This is a genomic window from Ralstonia soli (assembly GCF_023955655.1).
GTDB classification, from domain to species: Bacteria; Pseudomonadota; Gammaproteobacteria; order Burkholderiales; family Burkholderiaceae; genus Ralstonia; species Ralstonia soli.
This window is the reverse complement of sequence record NZ_JAMXHT010000004.1, coordinates 553,243-572,913: the sequence shown is the minus strand read 5'-3', so window position 1 is coordinate 572,913 and position 19,671 is coordinate 553,243. Positions and strand designations below refer to the sequence as shown.

Genomic DNA, 19,671 nt, shown 5'->3' with positions numbered 1-19,671 from the left:
CAGATGGAAAGCATGCTGATCAGAGATGTGAGCGTAGTGTTTCCTGGCCGCCATACCGGCGAGTCGGTCCACGCACTCGACAACATCAACTTGACGATTGGCCAGGGCGACTTTGTGGTCGCGCTGGGCGCATCGGGCTGCGGCAAGACGACGCTACTGTCGATGATGGCAGGCTTCACCGCGCCCACGACGGGCCAGTTGCTGCTTGGCGGAGAGCCGATCCTGGGCCCAGGAGCCGATCGTGGAGTTGTCTTCCAGAAACATGCGTTGTTGCCATGGCTGAATGTCATGGAAAACGCCGAGTTCGGTTTGAAACTGCAGGGCGTGGGGAAAAAGGAGCGGCGCGAGATCGCGGCGCGCAATTTGGCGCTCGTCGGTCTGCAGGACTTTCATGAGCACATGATCTATCAGCTGTCAGGCGGGATGCAGCAGCGTGTCGGGATCGCCCGCGCGCTGACCTGTGACCCGGCGATGCTGCTGATGGATGAGCCCATGGCCGCGCTCGATGCGCTCACGCGCGAAACGATCCAGGAGCTCCTGCTCGACGTCTGGATCAAGACGAACAAGATGTTCTTCTTCATCACGCACAGTGTCGAAGAGGCCTTGTTTCTCGCGAGTCGCCTGATCGTGATGTCACCGCGCCCCGGTCGCATCACGCACACATACGAACTCGATTTCAATCGACGTTTCCTCGAAACGCGCGACGCGCGTGCAGTCAAGTCAAGCCAGGATTTTATCGAGATGCGCGAGCGCGTACTCGGCATCATCTATGGCGATGAGCGCGGGGCCGAAACCCGACAGGAGGTCGCACATGTCTAGTTTGAAAACCACGCATCCGGCGCAGGCCGTGGTGTCATCGCATGTCGATCGGAAGGTTGGCGTACAGCAGGATAAGCAGTCTGTATCGCCAAGAGGGCCTCGGCGTCCGACGTCATTGTTCGCGAAGAAGCCGGTCAAGCCAGGCGGATCGTTTGGCGCGCCGGGGCAGGGCAGTAGCGCAGTGACCAGCTTTGTGACGATCTTCATTCTCGTCGCGCTCTGGTTCCTTGCGACCAACCTTCACTGGATCAAGCCGCTGTTCCTGCCGTCGCCACAGGCGGTCTATGCGAAGTTCATCTCGGTATCGACGGAAGGTTTCGCGAACTCTACGCTGGCGGAGCACACCGAGATCAGCTTGTTGCGCGTGTTTGGCGCATTCGCCCTCGCGTGCGCAACGGCCATTCCGATTGGTGTTCTGATGGGCGTGTCGCGCATCATGCGGGGCATTTTCGATCCGCCGATCGAGTTCTATCGGCCGCTGCCGCCGCTTGCGTATCTGCCGCTCGTCATTATCTGGTTCGGTATCGGCGAGTTTTCGAAGGTGTTTCTGATTTATCTCGCGATTTTTGCGCCGCTCGCAATTGCAGCGCGCGCAGGGGTGCGATCGGTTTCGATCGAGCAGATTCACGCGGCGTATTCGATGGGTGCAACGCGCACGCAGGTGATTCTGCACGTGATCCTGAAGTCGGCACTGCCGGAGATATTTACCGGGATGCGCATCGGCATTGGCGTTGGCTGGACGACGCTCGTGGCTGCCGAGATGGTTGCATCGACAAGCGGCCTCGGTTTTATGGTGTTGAACGCGGCGGAATTTCTTGCGAGCGATGTCGTCATCATGGGCATCATCGTGATCGGCTTCTTCGCGCTCTGCTTTGACATGCTCATGCGCTACGCAGAGAAGGTGCTCGTCCCTTGGAAAGGGAAAGTCTGAGCGGAGACTGACCCGGTGTATCGGCGGGTTCGCGACGACGCCTCCCGTGGTGTGGTTGCGAACCTTGATGGGCGCTCTGGCGTCGCTCTTGGCGACGGGTTCAAAGGGCAGTTGGATTGATCTTTCGCCAACGCTGTCAACGTGCCGGCAGGCGGATGACAGAGTAGCCGGCGTGTTGCCATCAAGACCGGCAGACCGCGGTATCGATGCCCCTCTGCTCGGAGCTCCGTCGCGGGTCAAAGGGGGCATCCGATGTTCTCAATACGCGGCACCAGCGTGCGATCAATGTCGGAGACATCCACGCCGGCCGGCTCACGGTCGTCGTGCTTGGTCGCGCCAGGCCAGGAGTCAAGCGCGCTGCATCGCTTCGATGGGCCCTCGCTTGAGACGGGCTGTCACGTCGATGGCGAAAGATTTTCCAGCGCGCCTTCATTGCCCGCTGACACACCTTCCACCGCAATGTCCGTGCATACCGAATATCGACGCGCCGATTTTATCGGCCAGCGTAAAAGGCCAGAAGGCGCGGATCGATGTCGCCGACAACTGGCTATCCAAGGCTGAGCGCGGGGCTGCAATTGCGCATGAGTCGTTGTTGTCTATCGCGGGAAAGTCGCGTGGGCTGGCACTATCGAACGTATTGGGCTGGTACTAAGCATCCTTCGATATTCGGAGCAGTATTTGAGCATCTATCAAGGAGATATCGTGGCTACAACTGATTTGATTGCTCCGGTTTGCAGGGCCGCGTTCGACCCTTACGATGCGTCTTATGATCCGATGGTCTCGCGTGCCTTTAATTATGGGATGGAGTACGCGCCTACGTATTGGGTGGCCTCCGCGGGCGATCCTCCTGAAGATGATGGCCCGCTCGAGGGGGATGCCGATGTCGATGTGCTAATCGTTGGCTCGGGTTTCACGGGGCTTTCGACGGCGCTTTTTCTGGCGCGCGAGCACGGCATTCGTGCGACGGTTGTCGACGCAAACCGCGCCGTCTGGGGCTGCACCAGCCGCAATGGTGGCCAGGGGCAGAACGCAAGCGGTCGACTGTATCGTTCACAGTGGATTGAGCGCTGGGGCAAAGCGACCGCCCTCAAACTCGACGCGGAGATCCGGGAGGGCTTCAATACCTTCAAGCAACTTGTTAGTGAGGTGCCTTGCGATCCCCAACCGGGCGGCCATCTGTATATCGCGCATCGCGAGCGCAAAATGGCTTTCCTCCGTAATGAATGCAAAGTCATGCGGGATGTGTTCGGCTATGACACGCGCATGCTGAGCGCCGCGGAAGTTGCTCAGACGTATGTCGATGACAAGGAAAGTTGCGGTGCGTTGCTGGAGCCGGATGGCATTGGCGTGCACCCACTCAAGCTTGCGTTCGGTTATCTGCGCATGGCGCGCGCGCTGGGCGTGAAGGTCCATCCTGGTACGGCCGTGCTGGGCGTCGAGACAGTGCGAGGGGTGCATCACGTGCGCACGCAGCGGGGTGTCATTCGCGCGAAAGCGGTGGCGTTTGCGACCGGCGGCTATACACGCAACGATGTGCATGACGCGTTGTCCGCGAAGATCATGCCCATCCTCTCGAACTCTCTCGTGACGCGCCCACTGACGCCGGAAGAGATTGCCTCCACCAATTTCCGTACCCACCTGGTGATCACGGACACGCGCACATTGCGCTACTACTATCGGCTGCTGCCCGACAACCGCGTGCAGATCGGCAGCCGTAGCGCGATTACCGGCGCGGATGCTTCCAACCCTCGGCACATGGCTGTGCTCGTAGAAGGCCTGCAGCGCAAGTTTCCCTCGCTCGCCGGCATTCGCGTCGATTTCTCGTGGTGGGGGTGGGTCGACGTCAGCCACGACATGATGCCCCGTGTCATGCAGCCTGACCCGCACCAGAGTGTCTTCTACGCTGTCGGCTACGGAGGCAACGGCGTGTCATTTTCCGCCCACGCCGGGCGGCGCATGGCTCAGCGCATCGCAGGCAAGTGGGCGGGCTATGACGACCTGCCGATCTATAACTCCGAGCTCGAATATCCGAATGTCATGGGCATGGTGAAGTGGAAGGGGTTCGCACCGTTCCGTCGCATCGGCCAGCGTTTTCTTTATCAAAAATATCAGGCCCAGGACGAGAAGCGATAGCGGCATCGCATCATCGTTTCTCTCTGAACAGTGAATTTTGAAAGCCTACCTTTAAAACGAATTGGTCAATCAAGAACATGACGACTCAATCTAACCAAGACTACGTCCGCCTTCTCGTCAATTTCAACGATGCGTGGAATCGCCATGACATCGAAGCCCTGATGAACTGCATGGCGGATGAGTGCGTGTTCCACGGCGTGGCCGGTCCTGATCTAATGGGCCGGACTTTTAAAGGACGCGACGAGGTACGCAAAGGTTTCGCCCTTGCCTGGGAAACCTTTCCCGATGCCTCGTGGAAGGAGGGCGAGCACTTCGTGAGCGGTGATCGCGGTGTCTCGGAGTCCACGTTTCGCGGTACCAGCTCCGACGGAACGCGTATCGAGGCGCGCATGGTGGACGTATTCACCTTCAAAGACGGCAAGATCGCGGTGAAGAACGCTTACCGCAAGGATCGCAAACCGCTTTGAGGGGCGTGCCGGTGGGGCCCGTTTAGACGGCCCATGAGTCCCGCAACTTGCGTGGCTGCACAGGCAGAGAGCAGAGGTCAATGCGCTGGCGGTTCGCGTCAAGTGGGGTCCGTTGGCTCTTCAGCGCATCGGACTATGCCTGCATTTTCATCAGGCTGGGCCCCCAACGGAAAATGGCCTCAAGGAGAACGCTGTGACGACGAACTTCATGAAGGAGACCCCTGACCGTTTGGTGTCGGTGCGGGAGCACTTCGGTATCGACTCAGACCTGAGGGTGCCTGCGTTCAGCGAACCCGAGGACCACGTGCCGGAAGTCGATCCAGCCTACCGCTTTAACCCCGAGGTGACGCTCGCGATTTTGTCCGGCTTCACGCGCAACCGGCGCGTGATGGTTCAGGGGCTTCACGGCACCGGCAAGTCGACCCACATTGAACAGGTGGCGGCACGGCTGAACTGGCCCTGCGTGCGCGTGAACCTTGATGGCCATATCACCAGGCTCGATCTGGTGGGGAAGGACGCCATCGTCGTACGGGACGATGTGCAAGTCACGGAGTTCCAGGAAGGTATCGTGCCGTGGTCGCTCCAGCGCCCGGTCGCATTGATCTTCGACGAATACGATGCGGGCCGCCCTGACGTGATGTTTGTCATCCAGCGCATTCTGGAGCGTGACGGTAGTTTTACGCTGCTCGATCAGAACCGCGTGATCCGCCCGCATCCGTGCTTCAGGCTGTTCGCGACGACCAATACGATTGGCCTCGGCAATCTCAGTGGTCTCTATCACGGCACGCAAATGCTCAACCACGCCCAGATGGACCGCTGGAACGTCGTGGCGACGCTCAGCTACTTGCCACGTGATGAGGAAGTTGAAATCGTGGTGGCCCGCGTTCCGGAGATGGGCGACGAAGCGGGCCGAGAGCTCGTCGAGTCGATGGTCAGCATGGCTGCGCTCACGCGCAAAGGCTTTGCGGCGGGCGATTTGTCTACCCTGATGTCACCGCGCACATTGATCAACTGGGCGGAGAACTGCCAGATATTTCGTGATCCGGGCCTTGCGTTCCGGTTGACTTTCCTGAACAAGTGCGACGAGGCTGAATGGCCGATCGTCGCCGAGTATTACCAGCGCTGCTTCGGTGTCGAGCTTGTCGGATCGACGCCTGGCGTCGACGCGGGTACTGGCAGTTCGGGGCCGAGCCGATGATTCCATCGCGTGAGGCTCAGCGCATGGGTGCCCGCCGAGAGGCGCTGTGCGCGGCAGCCGTGCGCGCTCTAACCGGCGACGCAGCGTTGCACTATCGCGGCGGCCGCCTGTGTCGGAAGTTGCGACCGCTGCCGCTGCACGCGCCGCATCTGCGTTGCAACCCTTACGAGGATGATTTTGAATCGTTGCGCGGTGCGGCCGACGGCGCGGCGGTGCGTCTGATGTATTCGGACGCAGTGCTCCATCGGCAGATGTGTCCCGACGCGCCCATCGAACGTTTGCTGTTTGAGCTGTTCGAACAGGTCCGCTGTGAGGCGCATGTTCTGCCCGCGATGCGTGGCCTCGCGCACAACCTGCGGCATCGGTTCGAAGCATGGTCGCGGGCGTACTGCAGCGCCGGACTTGCCGACGACCATCTTGGCATTCTCATCTATACCGTTGCGCAAGTCGTGTGGTCACGTGTGACTGGCTGGCCAGTACTGGAGGAAACTCAGGATCTGATCGAGGCCACGCGTGCCGGCATCGTGCCGACGATCGGCGTGCAGCTCGCAGGGTTGCGCAAGCACCGGCTGGATCAGCGCGCCTACGCGCACGATGCGCGAGCGTTGGCGCGGCGTGTGGCGGCAATGCTCAACGACGCCCGCGCTGCGACTTCAATGACCAACGACGACCCGCGCAACCCCGACGACGCACTGACGTCTTTCTCGCTGTGGGTCGACTTCGACGAGCCTGACGAAGATCTGCCAGCGCTCGCACTGAGCGGCGAGAGTCGCTTGTTGGGTGAGGCCGAGGACGGATACCGTATTTACACTACGCAATTCGATAGCGAGATTCGACCGGCCACGCGCGTGCGTGAGGCGCTGTTGCGCGAATACCGTGAGCGGCTCGATGAGCGAATCGCTGCACTCGGCATCAACGTCCCGAGGCTTGCACGCGTGTTCCAGGCGGCGCTCGCGGTCCCGCAGTCTGACGGCTGGTCGTTTGGTGAAGAGGACGGGCGAATCGATGGGCGGCGCCTCGCCCAGGTTGTCAGCTCGCCCGCCGAGCGGCGCGTTTTTACGCGCGAGCGGCTGCGGCCTCGTGGTGATTGCGTCGTCAGTTTCCTGATCGACTGTTCGGGCTCGATGAAGGCGCACATCGAGCCCGTCGCGATGCTTGTCGACATCCTGGCACGTGCAGGGGAGTTGGCCGGCATCGCGACCGAAGTGCTCGGCTTCACGACCAGCGCGTGGAATGGCGGGCGCGCCCGGCAGGATTGGCTCGCGCATGGCCGACCGCGCCATCCTGGGCGCCTGAACGAGACGTGCCACATGGTGTTCAAGGGTGCCGACGATCGGTGGCGGCGTAAGCGTGAGGATATTGCCGCGCTCCTGAAGGCGGATCTGTTTCGTGAGGGGGTGGACGGCGAGGCCGTTGAGTGGGCGTGCAGACGCCTTACCGCAAGGCCCGAAGCGCGACGGATTCTCGTCGTGATCTCGGATGGCAGTCCGATGGACACGTCGACTGCGCAGGCCAACGACGCGTTCTATCTCGACAACCATCTGAAAGATGTGGTGGCGCGGCACGATACGCTACGAGACGTTGCCGTGATGGGGCTTGGCGTTGGCCTTGACCTGAGCCCGTATTACCGGCACTGCAAAGCGCTCGATCTTTCCGAGCCGCTAGACATGCCGCAGCTCGTGGGCCTGGCGCAGTGGATAGGGGGTCGCAGGTCGTCGTGAACACACGAATTACAGAAAGAGCTCCTTGATCGCGTACAGAATCAAATATCCGCCAATGACCACAAGCACACCAAAGGCGAGGCGGCGCGTCGCGATTGCAGACAGCGGTGGCGGATAACGGCGCGCGGCAAATGTCGTCATCATGACGACGGGCGCTGCGATGGCGGAGAGCACCCAAATCTCGCGGCCGAGTTGGCCTTCGTAAGCACTGAACAGGACGCGCGTTGCGGCTGTCACCGTGAAGATCAGGATCAGCGCACAGCGGATTTCGATCAGCGTGAGTGGTTGCCGATAGAACTGGAAGATCAGTGGCGGCCCCGATACGCCGAACAGGCCACTCAGGAGCCCGCCAAGCACGCCGCTTACGAAGAAGCTGCGATTGTCGGAGCGCGTTTGGAGGGGCGCGGGGCGCAGTGCGGTGCTCAGGCCGCCGTACAGGATGACCGCGCCGAGTAATAGCTGCAGCATGCCGGTGGCGGAGGTGCTCAAGTAGTCAAGGATCAGCACACCCAAGATGACCGAAGGCAGTATGCCGAGCGTTGCTGCGCCGACTGCGCGCCAGTCGATGTGATGCAGCTTGCCGGGCAGCGCTCCCGCGCTGTTGACGAGCGAAACAATGCTCATCAATGATGCCGCCGTCGCTACTGGCGCAAGTCCGAGCCCGCTGGTCGCGCCCATGACGATCATGCCCAGGCCGAAGCCCGTAATGGTCTGGAAGTAGCTGCCTGCACCAATGACTGCGATCAGGAGCACAAGTTTGTCGGACGTCATGCGCGTGTGATCTCAGCCGTGGCGGTGCGCTGTGCGGCCGCTTGTGCCTGGACTGTCGTTACGGCGATCACGTGGTAGATGTCGTCGGCGCTGCAGCCGCGAGACAGGTCATTTGCAGGTTTGAGCAGTCCCTGCAGCAGCGGCCCAATCGCCTTTGCCTGGCCGATGCGCTCCGCCAACTTGTAGCCGATATTGCCGGCTTCGAGGCTCGGGAACACCAGGACATTTGCGTGTCCACCAACCTGCGAGTGCTCGATCTTGCGCTGTGCGATCTCTGCGACGATCGCTGCATCGAACTGCACGTCGCCGTCAATCGCTAGCGCCGGCCGCAGCGAGCGTACGCGCCGCGTGGCTTCGGTGACCTTGTCGACCGCCGCATGGTGGGCACTACCGCTCGTCGAGAACGACAACATCGCGACACGCGGTTCTTCCCCGAGCAGAGCGAGCGCACTGTCAGCGGCCGCCATTGCGATCTCAGAGAGCTGTTCTGCGTTCGGATCAATGACCAGCGCGCAATCGGAGAAAATCAATCCGCCTTTGACTGTGTGGAATGGCTGACAAAGCATCATCAGGAAGAAACTCGACACGAGTCGGAACGCCGGGTCGATGCCGATCAACTGGATCGCGGTTCGCACGACGTCCGCTGTCGCATGGACTGCACCCGCGACCGAGCCATCCGCATCACCGAGCCTGACCATCAGGTTCGCGTAACTAAGTGGGTCGCGCACGGCTTCGCGAGCCGCGTCGGCCGTCATACCCTTGTTCGCCCGCAGGGCATGCAGTGTGTCAGCGTACGCTGCGCTCGCTGGCGACGTGGCGGGATCGACGAGTTCGATGCCAGTGAGATCGACGCCCTCGCGGGCAGCCGCCAATTCAATGGATTTCTGATCGCCGACGAGGATGATTTTCGCGATGCCGTCGCGTGTCGCACGCGCAGCCGCGAGCAACACGCGTGGGTCATCGCCTTCGCACAGCACAACGCGCATCGGCTGATGGCGTGCGCGTTCGAGAATGCGGTCGAGTGCTTTCATGGGAAGCTCGAAGGTGAACCGGCCGGATGCGATGGCCTGCGTAGGGCGTCGCATCCGGCCGGCGGCTGAAGAGGCAGCAACGCTGGCGTTACACGTAGTCCTTGTACTTATCCAGCAAGCGGACCGGCTTGGACAGCGCATCGCGGCGGAATGGATCGCCAAGCTCGCGCGTACACATGATCTCGATGATCGTTGTCTTGCCGTGATTCATCTGCAGATCGATCGCTTTCTTCAGCGCGGGGCCCACATCCTCCAGGCGGTCAACCACGATGCCTTCCGCGCCCATCGCCCGGGCGATCTCCGCGAAGCTCTGGTTGTCGAGTTCGCCAGCGACGAAGCGGCGGTTGTAGAAGTCGACCTGGTTCTTCTTCTCTGCACCCCACTGACGGTTGTGGAACACGACGGCGGTGACCGGAATGTTGTGGCGCACGCAGGTCATGGTCTCCATCAGGCTCATGCCCCAAGCGCCATCGCCGGCGTACGAGATTGCCGGGCGATGTGGCGCAGCGACTTTCGCACCGATAATCGTGGGGAACGCGTAGCCGCAGTTGCCCCAGCTCATTGCGGCGAAGAAGCTGCGCGGCTTGTTGAAGCGCAGGTAGCTATTCGCGACGGAGTTGATGTTGCCGATGTCGGTCGACACCATCACGTCCTCGGGCATGGCTTTCTCGAGTTCACGCAGAACCTGGCGCGGGTGCAGATAGCTGCCACCGTTGAAGGTGCGCTCGTGCGACTGCTCTTCAATCATGTCGAGGCTGTACGGGTCACGCTCATGCGTCCACTCGTCCAACTCCTTCTCCCATGCGGCTTTCTCCGTCGCGATCTGGTCGGCGCGCTCGGCGAGCGTCGCGTCGCATGCGAGCTTGCGGTCGGCCAGGCGCTGCGTGAGCGCGACCGCAGCAGCTTTCGCATCGCCGCAGATCCCCACCGAGATCTTCTTCACCAGGCCGAGCATCTTGTGATCAGCGTCGATCTGGATGATCTTTGCGTCTTTCGGCCAGTAGTCCATTCCGTGCTGCGGCAGCGTGCCGAACGGCCCAAGGCGTGAGCCAAGCGCGATCACGACGTCCGCGCGCGACAGCAGTTTCATCGCGGCCTTCGAACCCTGGTAACCGAGCGGGCCGCACCACAGTGGATGATTCGCCGGAAACGAGTCGTTATGCAGGTAACTGTTGACGACCGGTGCGCCGAGTCGTTCTGCGAGCGCTTTGCATTCCTCAATCGCGTCGGCCATCACAACGCCGCCGCCCGAGATGATCACCGGGAACTTCGCCTGTGCAATGAGCTCGGCCGCTTCATTGAGGCTCTGGTCGCCGCCGGGGCCGCGATCGAGTTTGCGCGGTTGCGGAATCTCGGCCTTGATCTTGCCGTAGAAATAGTCTCGCGGAATATTGAGTTGAGTCGGCCCCATCTCGGCCTGCGCACGATCGAAGCAGCGTGCGGTGAACTCGGCCATGCGCGCCGGGTGGGTAACATGACCTTGATACTTCGTGAACTCCTGGAACATCGGCAACTGCTTGGCTTCCTGGAAACCCCCGAGACCAATGCCCATCGTCCCGGCTTCCGGGGTCACGATCACCACGGGGCTGTGTGCCCAGTACGCGGCCGCGATCGCTGTCACACAATTGCTGATGCCGGGGCCGTTCTGGCCGATCACGACGCCATGTCGGCCGGATACGCGTGCATAGCCGTCCGCCATGTGGCCTGCGCCTTGTTCGTGCACAACGGGAATCAGGCGAATGCCGGCGGGCGCAAAGATGTCCATCGCGTCCATGAAGGCGGAACCCATGATGCCGAACATCTCGGTCACGCCGTTGGCTGCAAGGGTCTCAACGAAGGCTTCGGACGGCGTCATGTCCTGGGGGCCGCTTGTCGCGCTGGTCGTTTTGGTGGTGGATTGGTCGCTCATCGGGTGTCTCCTGTTTCATTTAACGGAACTGTTCGCTCCAAGATTGAATTCACTGGTAGTCGTGGTCTATCTATTCCATTGGTCTGCGGTCCATATGAAATGAAGCAGGCTGTTTCAAAAGCAGTGAGCCGGCGAGGACGATGCGGGTGAATTTGCGGATGAAGCTGCATCGCACAATCGTGTGATGCCGCAGCGCGTATCGACACGTTAGTGGATGCGCGTCTTGGCGAGTAGCGCCAGTTCCGACGTTTTGCTAGGGCCAGTCGGGGCGCGTGCGGCTTGGACTTGCCAAATGGGGCGGGGTGGCTTCTGCCACGGCAATCGGCTTGGGGTTGGACCCCGCCGTCTCGGCAATCGAGCAGGTCACGGCAATGGCTTTCCGGGTATTGTTCGGAGCACATTTTCGCGGCATTGCGCCTGTATGACGCTGTCGCTCTGAGGGCAGCCAGCAAGGCGGCCGCGAGTCCCTGGATCAGCTCTTTTTCGAAGCGACCCAGTGCGGCGCGCCTGTCAGGCAATGTCGCCAGCAACTGAGGAATCCAGCGAGCCACACTGGTTCCAACGAATATGGACCTGTGGTTCTACCTGCGTGAAACACGCCTTCCTACACTTTCCCGCGACTGATCATCGCGTCGATGCGAGCATGAGGACATGGCATATCCACCGCGTCGAACTATTGGGCCGGCTGATAGTTTTCGTCATAGGAAGCGATTTTTTATCGGCGCCGGTCTCTCTTAGCATAGAGGCACCGATGACTGACGCCTTCCTCGCTGAGGTTGTGGCGCCGGCATTAGCCAACGAGGAAGGACGATGGACCACCAAGCGCGCACGCAGAACGAGAAGCTCGAGGTCAAGACGACGACATGCTATATGTGCGCCTGCCGTTGTGGGATTCGGGTACACCTGCGCGATGGCGAAGTGCGCTACATCGACGGCAACCCCGAGCATCCGCTGAACCAGGGCGTGATCTGCGCGAAGGGTTCCTCTGGAATCATGAAGCAGTATTCGCCCGCACGGCTCACGCAGCCGTTGCTGCGCAAGCAAGGCGCCGAGCGTGGCGAAGGGCAGTTCGAACCGGTGTCGTGGGATGTCGCTTTCACGATGCTGGAACAACGTCTTGCGCATCTGCGCGCAACCGATCCGAAGAAGTTCGCGCTGTTTACTGGCCGAGACCAGATGCAGGCATTGACCGGCCTGTTCGCGAAGCAATTCGGTACGCCAAACTACGCAGCGCACGGCGGCTTCTGCTCGTCCAACATGGCGGCCGGGATGATCTACACGATCGGTGGATCGTTCTGGGAGTTTGGCGGCCCGGATCTCGACAACGCGAAGTTGTTCTTCATGATCGGTACAGCGGAAGACCATCATTCGAATCCGCTGAAGATCGCCTTGTCGAAGTTCAAGCGGGCAGGCGGGCGCTTTATTGCGATCAATCCGGTCCGCACTGGCTACGCGGCGATCGCCGATGAGTGGATTCCGATTCGCCCCGGAACGGATGGCGCGCTGTTCATGGCGCTGATGCGCGAGTTGATTGAGCAGAATGCATACGATCATGCGTTCGTCGAGCGTTTTACGAACGCCGGAGAACTCATCGACCTCCGCGAGGCGCGCGATACGTTCGGCCTGTTCGTGCGCGATCCCGATGCTCCCGAAGTCAATGCGTTGTACCCACAGAATCATCTGTGGTGGGACAAGCGCACGAATCGGGCGGTGCTCCATCATACGGAGGGTGCAGAGCCTGCGCTTGAGGGCCGTTATACGCTCGACGACGGCACGCCCGTCGCGCCGTCGTTCACGCTACTGCGCGAGCAGGTGGCAGATTGCACACCGGAATGGGCCGCGGGGATCACCGGCATTGCAGCCGACACGATCCGGCGCATCGCGCGCGAGATGGCGACCGTGGCGCGGGAGCAGCGGATTGTGTTGCCGGTTCAATGGACCGACTCTTGGGGCAAAACGCACGAGTCGGTCGAAGGTGCACCGATCGCTTTCCATGCCATGCGTGGCCTTGCTGCGCATTCGAACGGTTTTCAAACGATACGTGCGCTGGCAGTGTTGATGTCGCTGCTCGGCACCATCGATCGGCCGGGGGGCTTCCGCCATAAGGCGCCATACCCCCGTGCGGTGCCACCGTCGGCAAAACCGCCCAACGACCCAGCGATGATCCAGCCGAACACACCGCTGTCCACCGGTCCGCTGGGCTGGCCTGCCGGGCCCGGCGACCTGTTCGTACACGAAGATGGAACGCCCGCGCGTATCGACAAGGCGTTTTCCTGGGAATATCCGCTTGCAGTGCACGGGCTGATGCATTCCGTCATCACGAACGCATGGCGCGGCGATCCCTATCCGATCGACACGCTCCTCATCTTCATGGCCAACATGGCGTGGAACTCGTCGATGAACACGACGGAGGTTCGCAGGATGCTGGCCGACAAGCGCGATGATGGCGAGTACAAGATCCCGTTTCTTGTCGTTTGCGATGCATTTGAATCGGAGATGACGGCGTTCGCCGATTTGATCCTGCCCGACACGACCTATCTTGAGCGCCATGACGTGATGTCGGTGCTCGATCGTCCCATTTCCGAGTTTGACGGTCCGGTTGATTCGGTGCGCGTACCGGTCGTGCCACCGACGGGGCAGTGCAAGCCTTTCCAGGAAGTGCTGATTGAACTCGCTAGCCGCCTGAAATTTCCCGCCTTTACGACGCCGGAAGGTCATCGCAAATATCGCGACTATCCCGACTTCGTCGTCAACTTCCAGACCGCCCCCGATTCGGGTACGGGTTTTCTGATTGGCTGGCGGGGCAAAGATGGCACGAAGGCCGTGATCGGTGAGCCGAATCCAGATCAGTGGAAGCAGTACGCGGCGAATAACTGCGTGTATCACTACCGGTTGCCGGAGTCGCTGCAATACATGCGCAATTGCAATGGTCCGTACATGGAGTGGGCGGTCGAGAACGGCATGCGCAAGTTTGGTGTGCCGATCGTGATCCAGCTCTATTCCGAGGTGATGCAAACATTCCGCCTCGCCGCGCAGGGAAAGACGACAGGGCGGCAGCCGCCCGACCATTTGCGTGCACGCGTCGCGCGCCACTTCGATCCGCTGCCCTTCTGGTATCCGCCACTCGAGCACGACGTGACCGACCTCGATCACTATCCGTTGGCGGCGATCACGCAGCGTCCGATGGCCATGTATCACTCCTGGGATTCGCAGAACGCGTGGCTGCGGCAGATCCACGGGGAGAACCATTTGTTCGTGAATCCGGCGACCGCGTCCGCCCAGGGAATCGAGGACGGCGGTTGGATTTACGTTGAATCACCGTGGGGCAAGGTGCGTTGTCGCGCCCGCTACAGCGAGGCCGTCGAGCCCGGTACCGTCTGGACCTGGAACGCGATCGGCAAGGCGGCCGGCGCGTGGAATCTCGGGCCGAACGCCGGAGAGTCGCAGCGGGGCTTTCTGCTGAACCACGTGATCACCGACGAGCTTCCCAGCGATGCGCGCGAAGGCGAACGACTGTCCAACTCCGACCCGATTACAGGGCAGGCGGGCTGGTACGACGTGCGCGTGCGGATCTATCCGGCTGAGGCGGAAGCAACGACAACGCTCCCGCAATTCGCCCCGATGCATCCGCTGCCCGGGTCGACGAGTGTCGTGCAGCGCGTGCAGGCGTACTTCGCCGGCAAGGGTGATTTCAAGGCACGGCTGCGTCGCGCAGGCCGACAAGATTCGTAAGCAAGGAGACTTCCCATGACCCAGATGGCCCTCGTCATCGATCTGAACGTGTGTGTCGGCTGCCACGCATGCGTGACGAGTTGCAAGGAGTGGAACACGTCTGGTGAGGCGGGCAGCCTTGCGGATATCCGCCCGTATGACGACGATCCGTCCGGCACGTTCTTTAACCGCGTGCAGACGTATGAAGCGGGCGTATTTCCGCTAACCGATACGATCCATTTCCCGAAGTCCTGCCTGCATTGCGAGGATCCGCCGTGCGTGCCGGTATGTCCGACCGGCGCGAGCTACAAGCGCGAATCAGACGGGATCGTGCTTGTCGACTACGACAAATGCATCGGCTGCAAGTACTGCTCCTGGGCGTGCCCGTATGGCGCGCGTGAGCTTGATGAAGAGCGGAAGGAGATGACCAAATGCACGTTGTGCTCGGATCGGATCAACAACGAATCGCTGCCGGAGCGAGACCGAAAACCAGCTTGCGTGCTTGCGTGCCCGACGTCCGCGCGGATTTTTGGCGATATTCATGATCCGGAGTCCGAGGTGTCGCGAGCCATCCGCGAGCGTGGAGGGTACCAGTTGATGCCGGAGTGGGATACGAAACCCTCGAATCACTATCTGCCGCGCGTAAAAACCGAGTCGGCCTGCGGTTGTGGGAAGGCTGGCGGATGCGGTAGCGAGTCGGCCGATGTCTCCCTCGAAGCACAGTTCGAACGCGGTGCGGTCGGACTGGCCGCGTTCGCAACGAAACGCTGATTCTTTCCTGCAGGAATACATGGAGTTCACATGCGGCCCGCTTTCTCGGTTGTTTTTCTCACCACGCTATGCGGCGTAGCGCAGGGGCAGTTGCTGACGCTCGTTCTGATTGAAGCGCTTGCGCGTGCGACTGGCACGCAGGTACCGTCAACGTTCTACGTTGTCGGCGCGGCAATCGCAGTTCTGCTTGGCGTGCTTGGCCTGTTCGCGTCGTTCTTTCACCTCGGGCATCCGGAGCGTGCTTGGCGGGCGATTGCGATGTGGCGCACATCGTGGCTTTCCCGCGAATGCATTGTGCTGCCAGTGTTTCTTGCGCTCACATTCGCGTACGGAATCGCGCACTGGTTCGGATTCGGTGGCACGCTCGCGATCGGTATTCTTGGTGCGTTCGTGAGCGTTGCGCTGTTTGTGTGCACCGCGATGATCTACGCGTGCCTGCGCTTCCTGCAGGAGTGGGCGAGCCCGCTCACGATTGCCAACTTCATCTTGCTCGGTTGGGCATCTGGCTGCACGCTGGCGACCGCATGCGCGGCGTGGCTCGCTCCAGAATTGGTCGCATGGCTCGCACCAAGTGCCTGTGCGCTGACGATTGCCGGTGGTGCCACGCGGATAGCGTCGCTCATGCGAAATGCGCGGCTCAAACCGAAGTCAACGGTGCAGAGTGCGACAGGAATCCGTAACGCGAAAGTCGAACAAAAATCCCGAGGTTTTACCGCGAGTGCGTTCAACACGCGGGAGTTCTTCCACGGCCAGAGTCAGCGCACGCTGCAGACGGTCAAATTCGGCTTTCTGATTACGGCGTTTGCGGTGCCGTTCGTGTTAACGGGCGCGGGCGCAATTGCGCAGACGTCGACAGCGGCCGTTGCAATCGCTGCGGCGTTCGTCATTCAGTATGCAGGGCTTGTCGCGGAGCGCTGGTTCTTTTTCGCCGATGCGCGGCATCCGCAAAACATCTACTACCAGCGGGCCTCTTGATGCGGTGTTGAACTGCGCAGTGGGCAGCGCGTTTTTGCGAGTGTGGATGACGCGTCTTGGCGCCGCACGGCGCTGTCGATCGGATGTGACGGCGGAGCGTACAGCGCGGCGTTACCAATGCTGACAAGATGCTCGATCGGCGTGAGCGTCTTGTCAGCTGGTCGGTTGTTGCGCACGCACGCATTGCGCGAGCGCGCGTACGCCAGGTTCGATTTTGTCGAGTGGAATTGCGGAGAAGCCCATTCGGAAATAGCGCCGCCCCTCATCGTCGTTCATGAAGAACACATTGCCTGGTTCGATGAGGACGCTGGCTGCCTGGGCGTCGGCTGCGAGGCGTGCGGCGTCGAGCCACGGAGGCCCTTCAACCCAGCACGACGCGCCACCCGTCACTTGCACGTAGCGTACCTCCGGCAGATGGTTGGCGAGTGCGGCCATCAGTGCCTGCGACCGTTCACTGTATGCATGCGCCAACCGCCGTAGCAGTGCGTCGTGGTGGCCGAGGGCGAGAAAGGTTGCGAACGCGCGCTGAATGTAGGCAACAGGATGCCTGACCATCAGTCGCCTGAGCGCACGCAGTTCGCGAATCAACTCGCGTGGGCCGACCACGTAGCCGAGCCGCAGGCCGGGGGCGAAGGTTTTTGACAGGCTGCCAACATAAATGACGCGGTCGGCCTTATCGAGGCTTTTCAGTGCCGGGTGAGGCGTTCCAGAGAACGTGTTTTCGCTCTCGTAGTCGTCCTCGATGATCACGAAATCATGCTGTGTTGCTCGATCGAGCAGTGCGCGGCGGCGTTCGATGGGCATCGTCGCGGTCGTGGGGCACTGATGGCTTGGCGTGACGTACACATAATTGCATCGCGCAAACGAATCGCCTTGCGCGTCTGGCGAGATACCGTTGCTGTCGACCGCCAGCGGCAATAGCCGCGCCTTGCGGTTCTCGAAGATGTTGCGCGCGTCGGGGTAGCCCGGATTTTCGAAACCGACTGTCGTGTCCGCATCGCACAACAAGTCGGCGATGAGATACAAAGCCTGTTGACAGCCGTTCGTGATGACAATTTCGTCGGGCATTGCGAACACGCCGCGTCGCGGCAGCACCCGCGTGCGGATTTGCTGGATCAGCGACTCGTCATCACGCTCGATCAAGTCGGGCGCCCAGTTACGGATTTCCATGACGGACAGCGCTTTCATGCAGCACTCTCGCCAGTCGTTGGCCGGAAACAGGGATTGGTCAAACTGGCCGTAGATGAATGGGAACGCGTAGTTTTGCCAATTTGCAGGCTTGACGATATTGCGTTGCTCAGATGGCGGATGCGCGATCCGATCTCGCCAAACGGGTCGGGTGGCGGGACCTGCGTCATTCGTGGCTACCACGGGCGACTCGGGTGCGAAGTCGCGCAGTCCTTCGAGCATCTTGGGATTCACGAAATGGCCACTGCGCTCGCGCGAGATGAGGTAGCCCTCCTCGACGAGTAACTGATACGCAAGCACGACGGTGTTGCGGGCGACGCCGAGCTGGTCGGCGAGTTCACGGCTGGACGGTAACGCTGCATCGGACGGGAGCTGCCCGTCAAGAATCGCGGCGACAAGCATTTGCCTGATTTGATCCTGCAAGCTCGTTTTGCATGCCGACGGACGCTGAAATTGCTGGGCCCACAAAGCTGTTGGGACACGGCTCGGCATGCTTGCTCCTGTAGTGGATGCTAGATCGCAGTACTGATTTGGGTAGGCAGATAGACCCGGGACGGCCTTGCCAAGGATGCGCGTTGACGAGGGGCCAGGACCTCAAGAAAGGTTGCGCCTGGAAGGCGTGTGCGCAGCATCATACTCAGATGATACTCAAGTATGCCGTGCATCGAAGCTATCAAGAAGAGCGATGTATAGCGTTGACCCAGCGAGGAAGGTCATGCACATGTTCGTGTTTAAAGACCGGTGCGGCCGCGTGATCCGGATTCTCTCCGATGACCGTTGGATGTGTTCGGTCGCCCACCATGGCGACGAAGTGGTGGGTCAGTTGCGCATCGACTCGGATGACTCGGTGAATTGTCATACCGCCGTCAAGCTGACCCATCTGTACGTGGATCCCGCCTATCGTTGCGCCGGCATTGCCCACACGTTGCTTTCCTCAGCGCGCCGCGAACTCGGTCAGCCTATTCTCATCGCCTCGAAAACGTTGTCGGATTCACCGGCGTGGGCGACGCTGTGCCGGTGCCTCGTATTAGAGGGCGTTCTCGCCGCCGGATGAGGAAGGTCGTTGGCTTGCGACTTGGCTTGCGATACGGGATGCGTCGCGTTACGGCACCGTTTTCGCAAAACTGATCTGTAGGAACCGCGCCGCGGCGCGCGATAGGGCGTTGCTGTGCGGCACGAGGATCGAGAAATTGCGGGTCAACGGCAGAGGAGCGAAGGTTTGCATAACGAGCGCAGCATCGTCATGGCGCAGTGACATCGCAGACACGAAACCAACGCCCATCCCGGCGCGCACGGCTTCCTTGACGGCTTCAACGCCCGCCACCTCTAGTGCGACCTGCATCGATAGGCCCGCCTGCGCGAACGCCAGCTCGATGAGCTGGCGCACGCCGGAGCCAGCTTCACGTAGGACGAGGGGATACGCCGCAAGCGCAGGCAGCGTCACACCTTCGCGTGCGCTGGCATCACCGGTACGCGCACTCAGAGGGTGTCCGGCTGGCACGATGGCGACAATCTGGTCTTCGAGCCATGTGTGTACAGCGGTATCGGGGGGCAGCGTGTTGCCCGGAGGGCCCTCGATCATGGCGATGTCCAGCGAGGGCAGCGCTGCAACCACTTCGGCTGTATTGCCACTGATCGTCTGGATCGTGACGCGCGGAGCCTCTTGCTGGAACGCCGCGATCAGGTATGGCAGTAAATAGCTGGCAGGTGTGGTGCTCGCCCCGATCCGCAGCTTGCCGGCATTGACGCTACGCAGGGCGTCGCGATAGTCCCGCGCACGCATGAATGTCTCACGCAGCCCTTGCGCGTACTGGGCGAGCTGCTCGCCGGCGGGAGTTAGGCGAATGCCTCGCCCTTCGCGCTGGTACAGCGGCTCGCCGAACTCTTCCTGTAACTGGCGTAATTGGCCCGACACCGCCGGCTGCGACAAATGCATCGCAAGGGCAGCATGGCTGATGTTGCGATGTTCGGCAATCGCGGCGAACGTGATGAGTTGGTCGGGCGTCATGACAGGGAGATATCGGATTTTCTGATAATTTACTGTAG

The 19,671-nt window shown here is 61.0% G+C and carries 15 protein-coding genes; 10 read left to right on the top strand and 5 right to left on the bottom strand.

What is annotated here, in order from left to right; all coding sequences use genetic code 11:
- Positions 1 to 3 precede the first annotated feature (3 nt).
- The 6 genes from NG900_RS12920 (at position 4) to NG900_RS12895 (ending at position 7,269) form a co-directional block, all read left to right on the top strand.
- Positions 4 to 819 carry a taurine ABC transporter ATP-binding protein gene (locus NG900_RS12920; RefSeq protein ID WP_252680780.1) on the top strand — a complete coding sequence of 272 codons (816 nt, stop codon included), beginning with the start codon at positions 4 to 6 and terminating at the stop codon, positions 817 to 819.
- On the top strand, positions 812 to 1,750 hold the full coding sequence (locus NG900_RS12915) for an ABC transporter permease subunit (protein WP_252680778.1): 939 nt from the start codon (positions 812 to 814) through the stop codon (positions 1,748 to 1,750). Before NG900_RS12920 ends, NG900_RS12915 begins: the two co-directional genes overlap by 8 nt.
- Positions 1,751 to 2,524: 774 nt before the next feature.
- A complete protein-coding gene (locus NG900_RS12910; protein WP_252680940.1) occupies positions 2,525 to 3,883 on the top strand; it encodes an NAD(P)/FAD-dependent oxidoreductase in 1,359 nt (452 codons plus the stop codon).
- Positions 3,884 to 3,960: 77 nt separating this feature from the next.
- Positions 3,961 to 4,350 (top strand): nuclear transport factor 2 family protein, encoded by a 390-nt coding sequence (locus NG900_RS12905; RefSeq protein WP_252680776.1) that lies wholly within the window; start codon positions 3,961 to 3,963, stop codon positions 4,348 to 4,350.
- Positions 4,351 to 4,558: 208 nt separating this feature from the next.
- Positions 4,559 to 5,548, top strand: a complete 990-nt coding sequence (locus tag NG900_RS12900; protein ID WP_252680938.1) for an AAA family ATPase — start codon at positions 4,559 to 4,561, stop codon at positions 5,546 to 5,548.
- A complete protein-coding gene (locus NG900_RS12895; RefSeq protein ID WP_252680774.1) occupies positions 5,545 to 7,269 on the top strand; it encodes a cobaltochelatase CobT-related protein in 1,725 nt (574 codons plus the stop codon). The genes NG900_RS12900 and NG900_RS12895 overlap by 4 nt, the downstream gene beginning before the upstream one ends.
- A 9-nt stretch (positions 7,270 to 7,278) precedes the next feature.
- On the opposite strand, the gene NG900_RS12890 is transcribed toward NG900_RS12895, so the two are convergent.
- From NG900_RS12890 to xsc, 3 genes are all read right to left on the bottom strand, one after another.
- Complete coding sequence (locus NG900_RS12890) at positions 7,279 to 8,040, bottom strand: sulfite exporter TauE/SafE family protein (protein WP_252680772.1); 762 nt, start codon at positions 8,038 to 8,040, stop codon at positions 7,279 to 7,281.
- The gene (pta, locus tag NG900_RS12885; protein WP_252680935.1) at positions 8,037 to 9,071 is read right to left on the bottom strand and encodes a phosphate acetyltransferase; all 1,035 of its coding nucleotides are present in this window, start codon (positions 9,069 to 9,071) and stop codon (positions 8,037 to 8,039) included. Before pta ends, NG900_RS12890 begins: the two co-directional genes overlap by 4 nt.
- A gap of 88 nt (positions 9,072 to 9,159) precedes the next feature.
- On the bottom strand, positions 9,160 to 10,980 hold the full coding sequence (gene xsc / locus NG900_RS12880; RefSeq protein ID WP_252680770.1) for a sulfoacetaldehyde acetyltransferase: 1,821 nt from the start codon (positions 10,978 to 10,980) through the stop codon (positions 9,160 to 9,162).
- 810 nt (positions 10,981 to 11,790) lie between these two features.
- Between xsc and NG900_RS12875 the strand changes: the two genes are divergently transcribed.
- The 3 genes from NG900_RS12875 to NG900_RS12865 are packed head-to-tail and all read left to right on the top strand — an operon-like array spanning position 11,791 to position 16,437.
- A complete protein-coding gene (locus tag NG900_RS12875; RefSeq protein ID WP_252680768.1) occupies positions 11,791 to 14,712 on the top strand; it encodes a molybdopterin oxidoreductase family protein in 2,922 nt (973 codons plus the stop codon).
- 15 nt (positions 14,713 to 14,727) lie between these two features.
- Positions 14,728 to 15,462: a 4Fe-4S dicluster domain-containing protein gene (locus tag NG900_RS12870; protein WP_252680766.1), complete on the top strand. Its 735-nt coding sequence runs from the start codon at positions 14,728 to 14,730 to the stop codon at positions 15,460 to 15,462.
- 30 nt (positions 15,463 to 15,492) lie between these two features.
- Positions 15,493 to 16,437, top strand: a complete 945-nt coding sequence (locus tag NG900_RS12865) for a dimethyl sulfoxide reductase anchor subunit family protein (RefSeq protein ID WP_252680764.1) — start codon at positions 15,493 to 15,495, stop codon at positions 16,435 to 16,437.
- A 153-nt stretch (positions 16,438 to 16,590) separates the two neighbouring features.
- On the opposite strand, the gene pdxR is transcribed toward NG900_RS12865, so the two are convergent.
- Complete coding sequence (pdxR, locus tag NG900_RS12860) at positions 16,591 to 18,117, bottom strand: MocR-like pyridoxine biosynthesis transcription factor PdxR (protein WP_252680762.1); 1,527 nt, start codon at positions 18,115 to 18,117, stop codon at positions 16,591 to 16,593.
- Between the two features lie 223 nt (positions 18,118 to 18,340).
- Here pdxR and NG900_RS12855 point away from each other — a divergent pair, with 223 nt between their 5' ends.
- Positions 18,341 to 18,679, top strand: coding sequence for a GNAT family N-acetyltransferase (locus NG900_RS12855; RefSeq protein ID WP_252680760.1), 339 nt, complete (start codon positions 18,341 to 18,343; stop codon positions 18,677 to 18,679).
- A 48-nt stretch (positions 18,680 to 18,727) separates the two neighbouring features.
- Here the strand turns inward: NG900_RS12855 and NG900_RS12850 are convergent, their stop codons facing one another.
- The gene (locus NG900_RS12850) at positions 18,728 to 19,633 is read right to left on the bottom strand and encodes a LysR family transcriptional regulator (RefSeq protein WP_252680758.1); all 906 of its coding nucleotides are present in this window, start codon (positions 19,631 to 19,633) and stop codon (positions 18,728 to 18,730) included.
- Positions 19,634 to 19,671 lie beyond the last annotated feature (38 nt).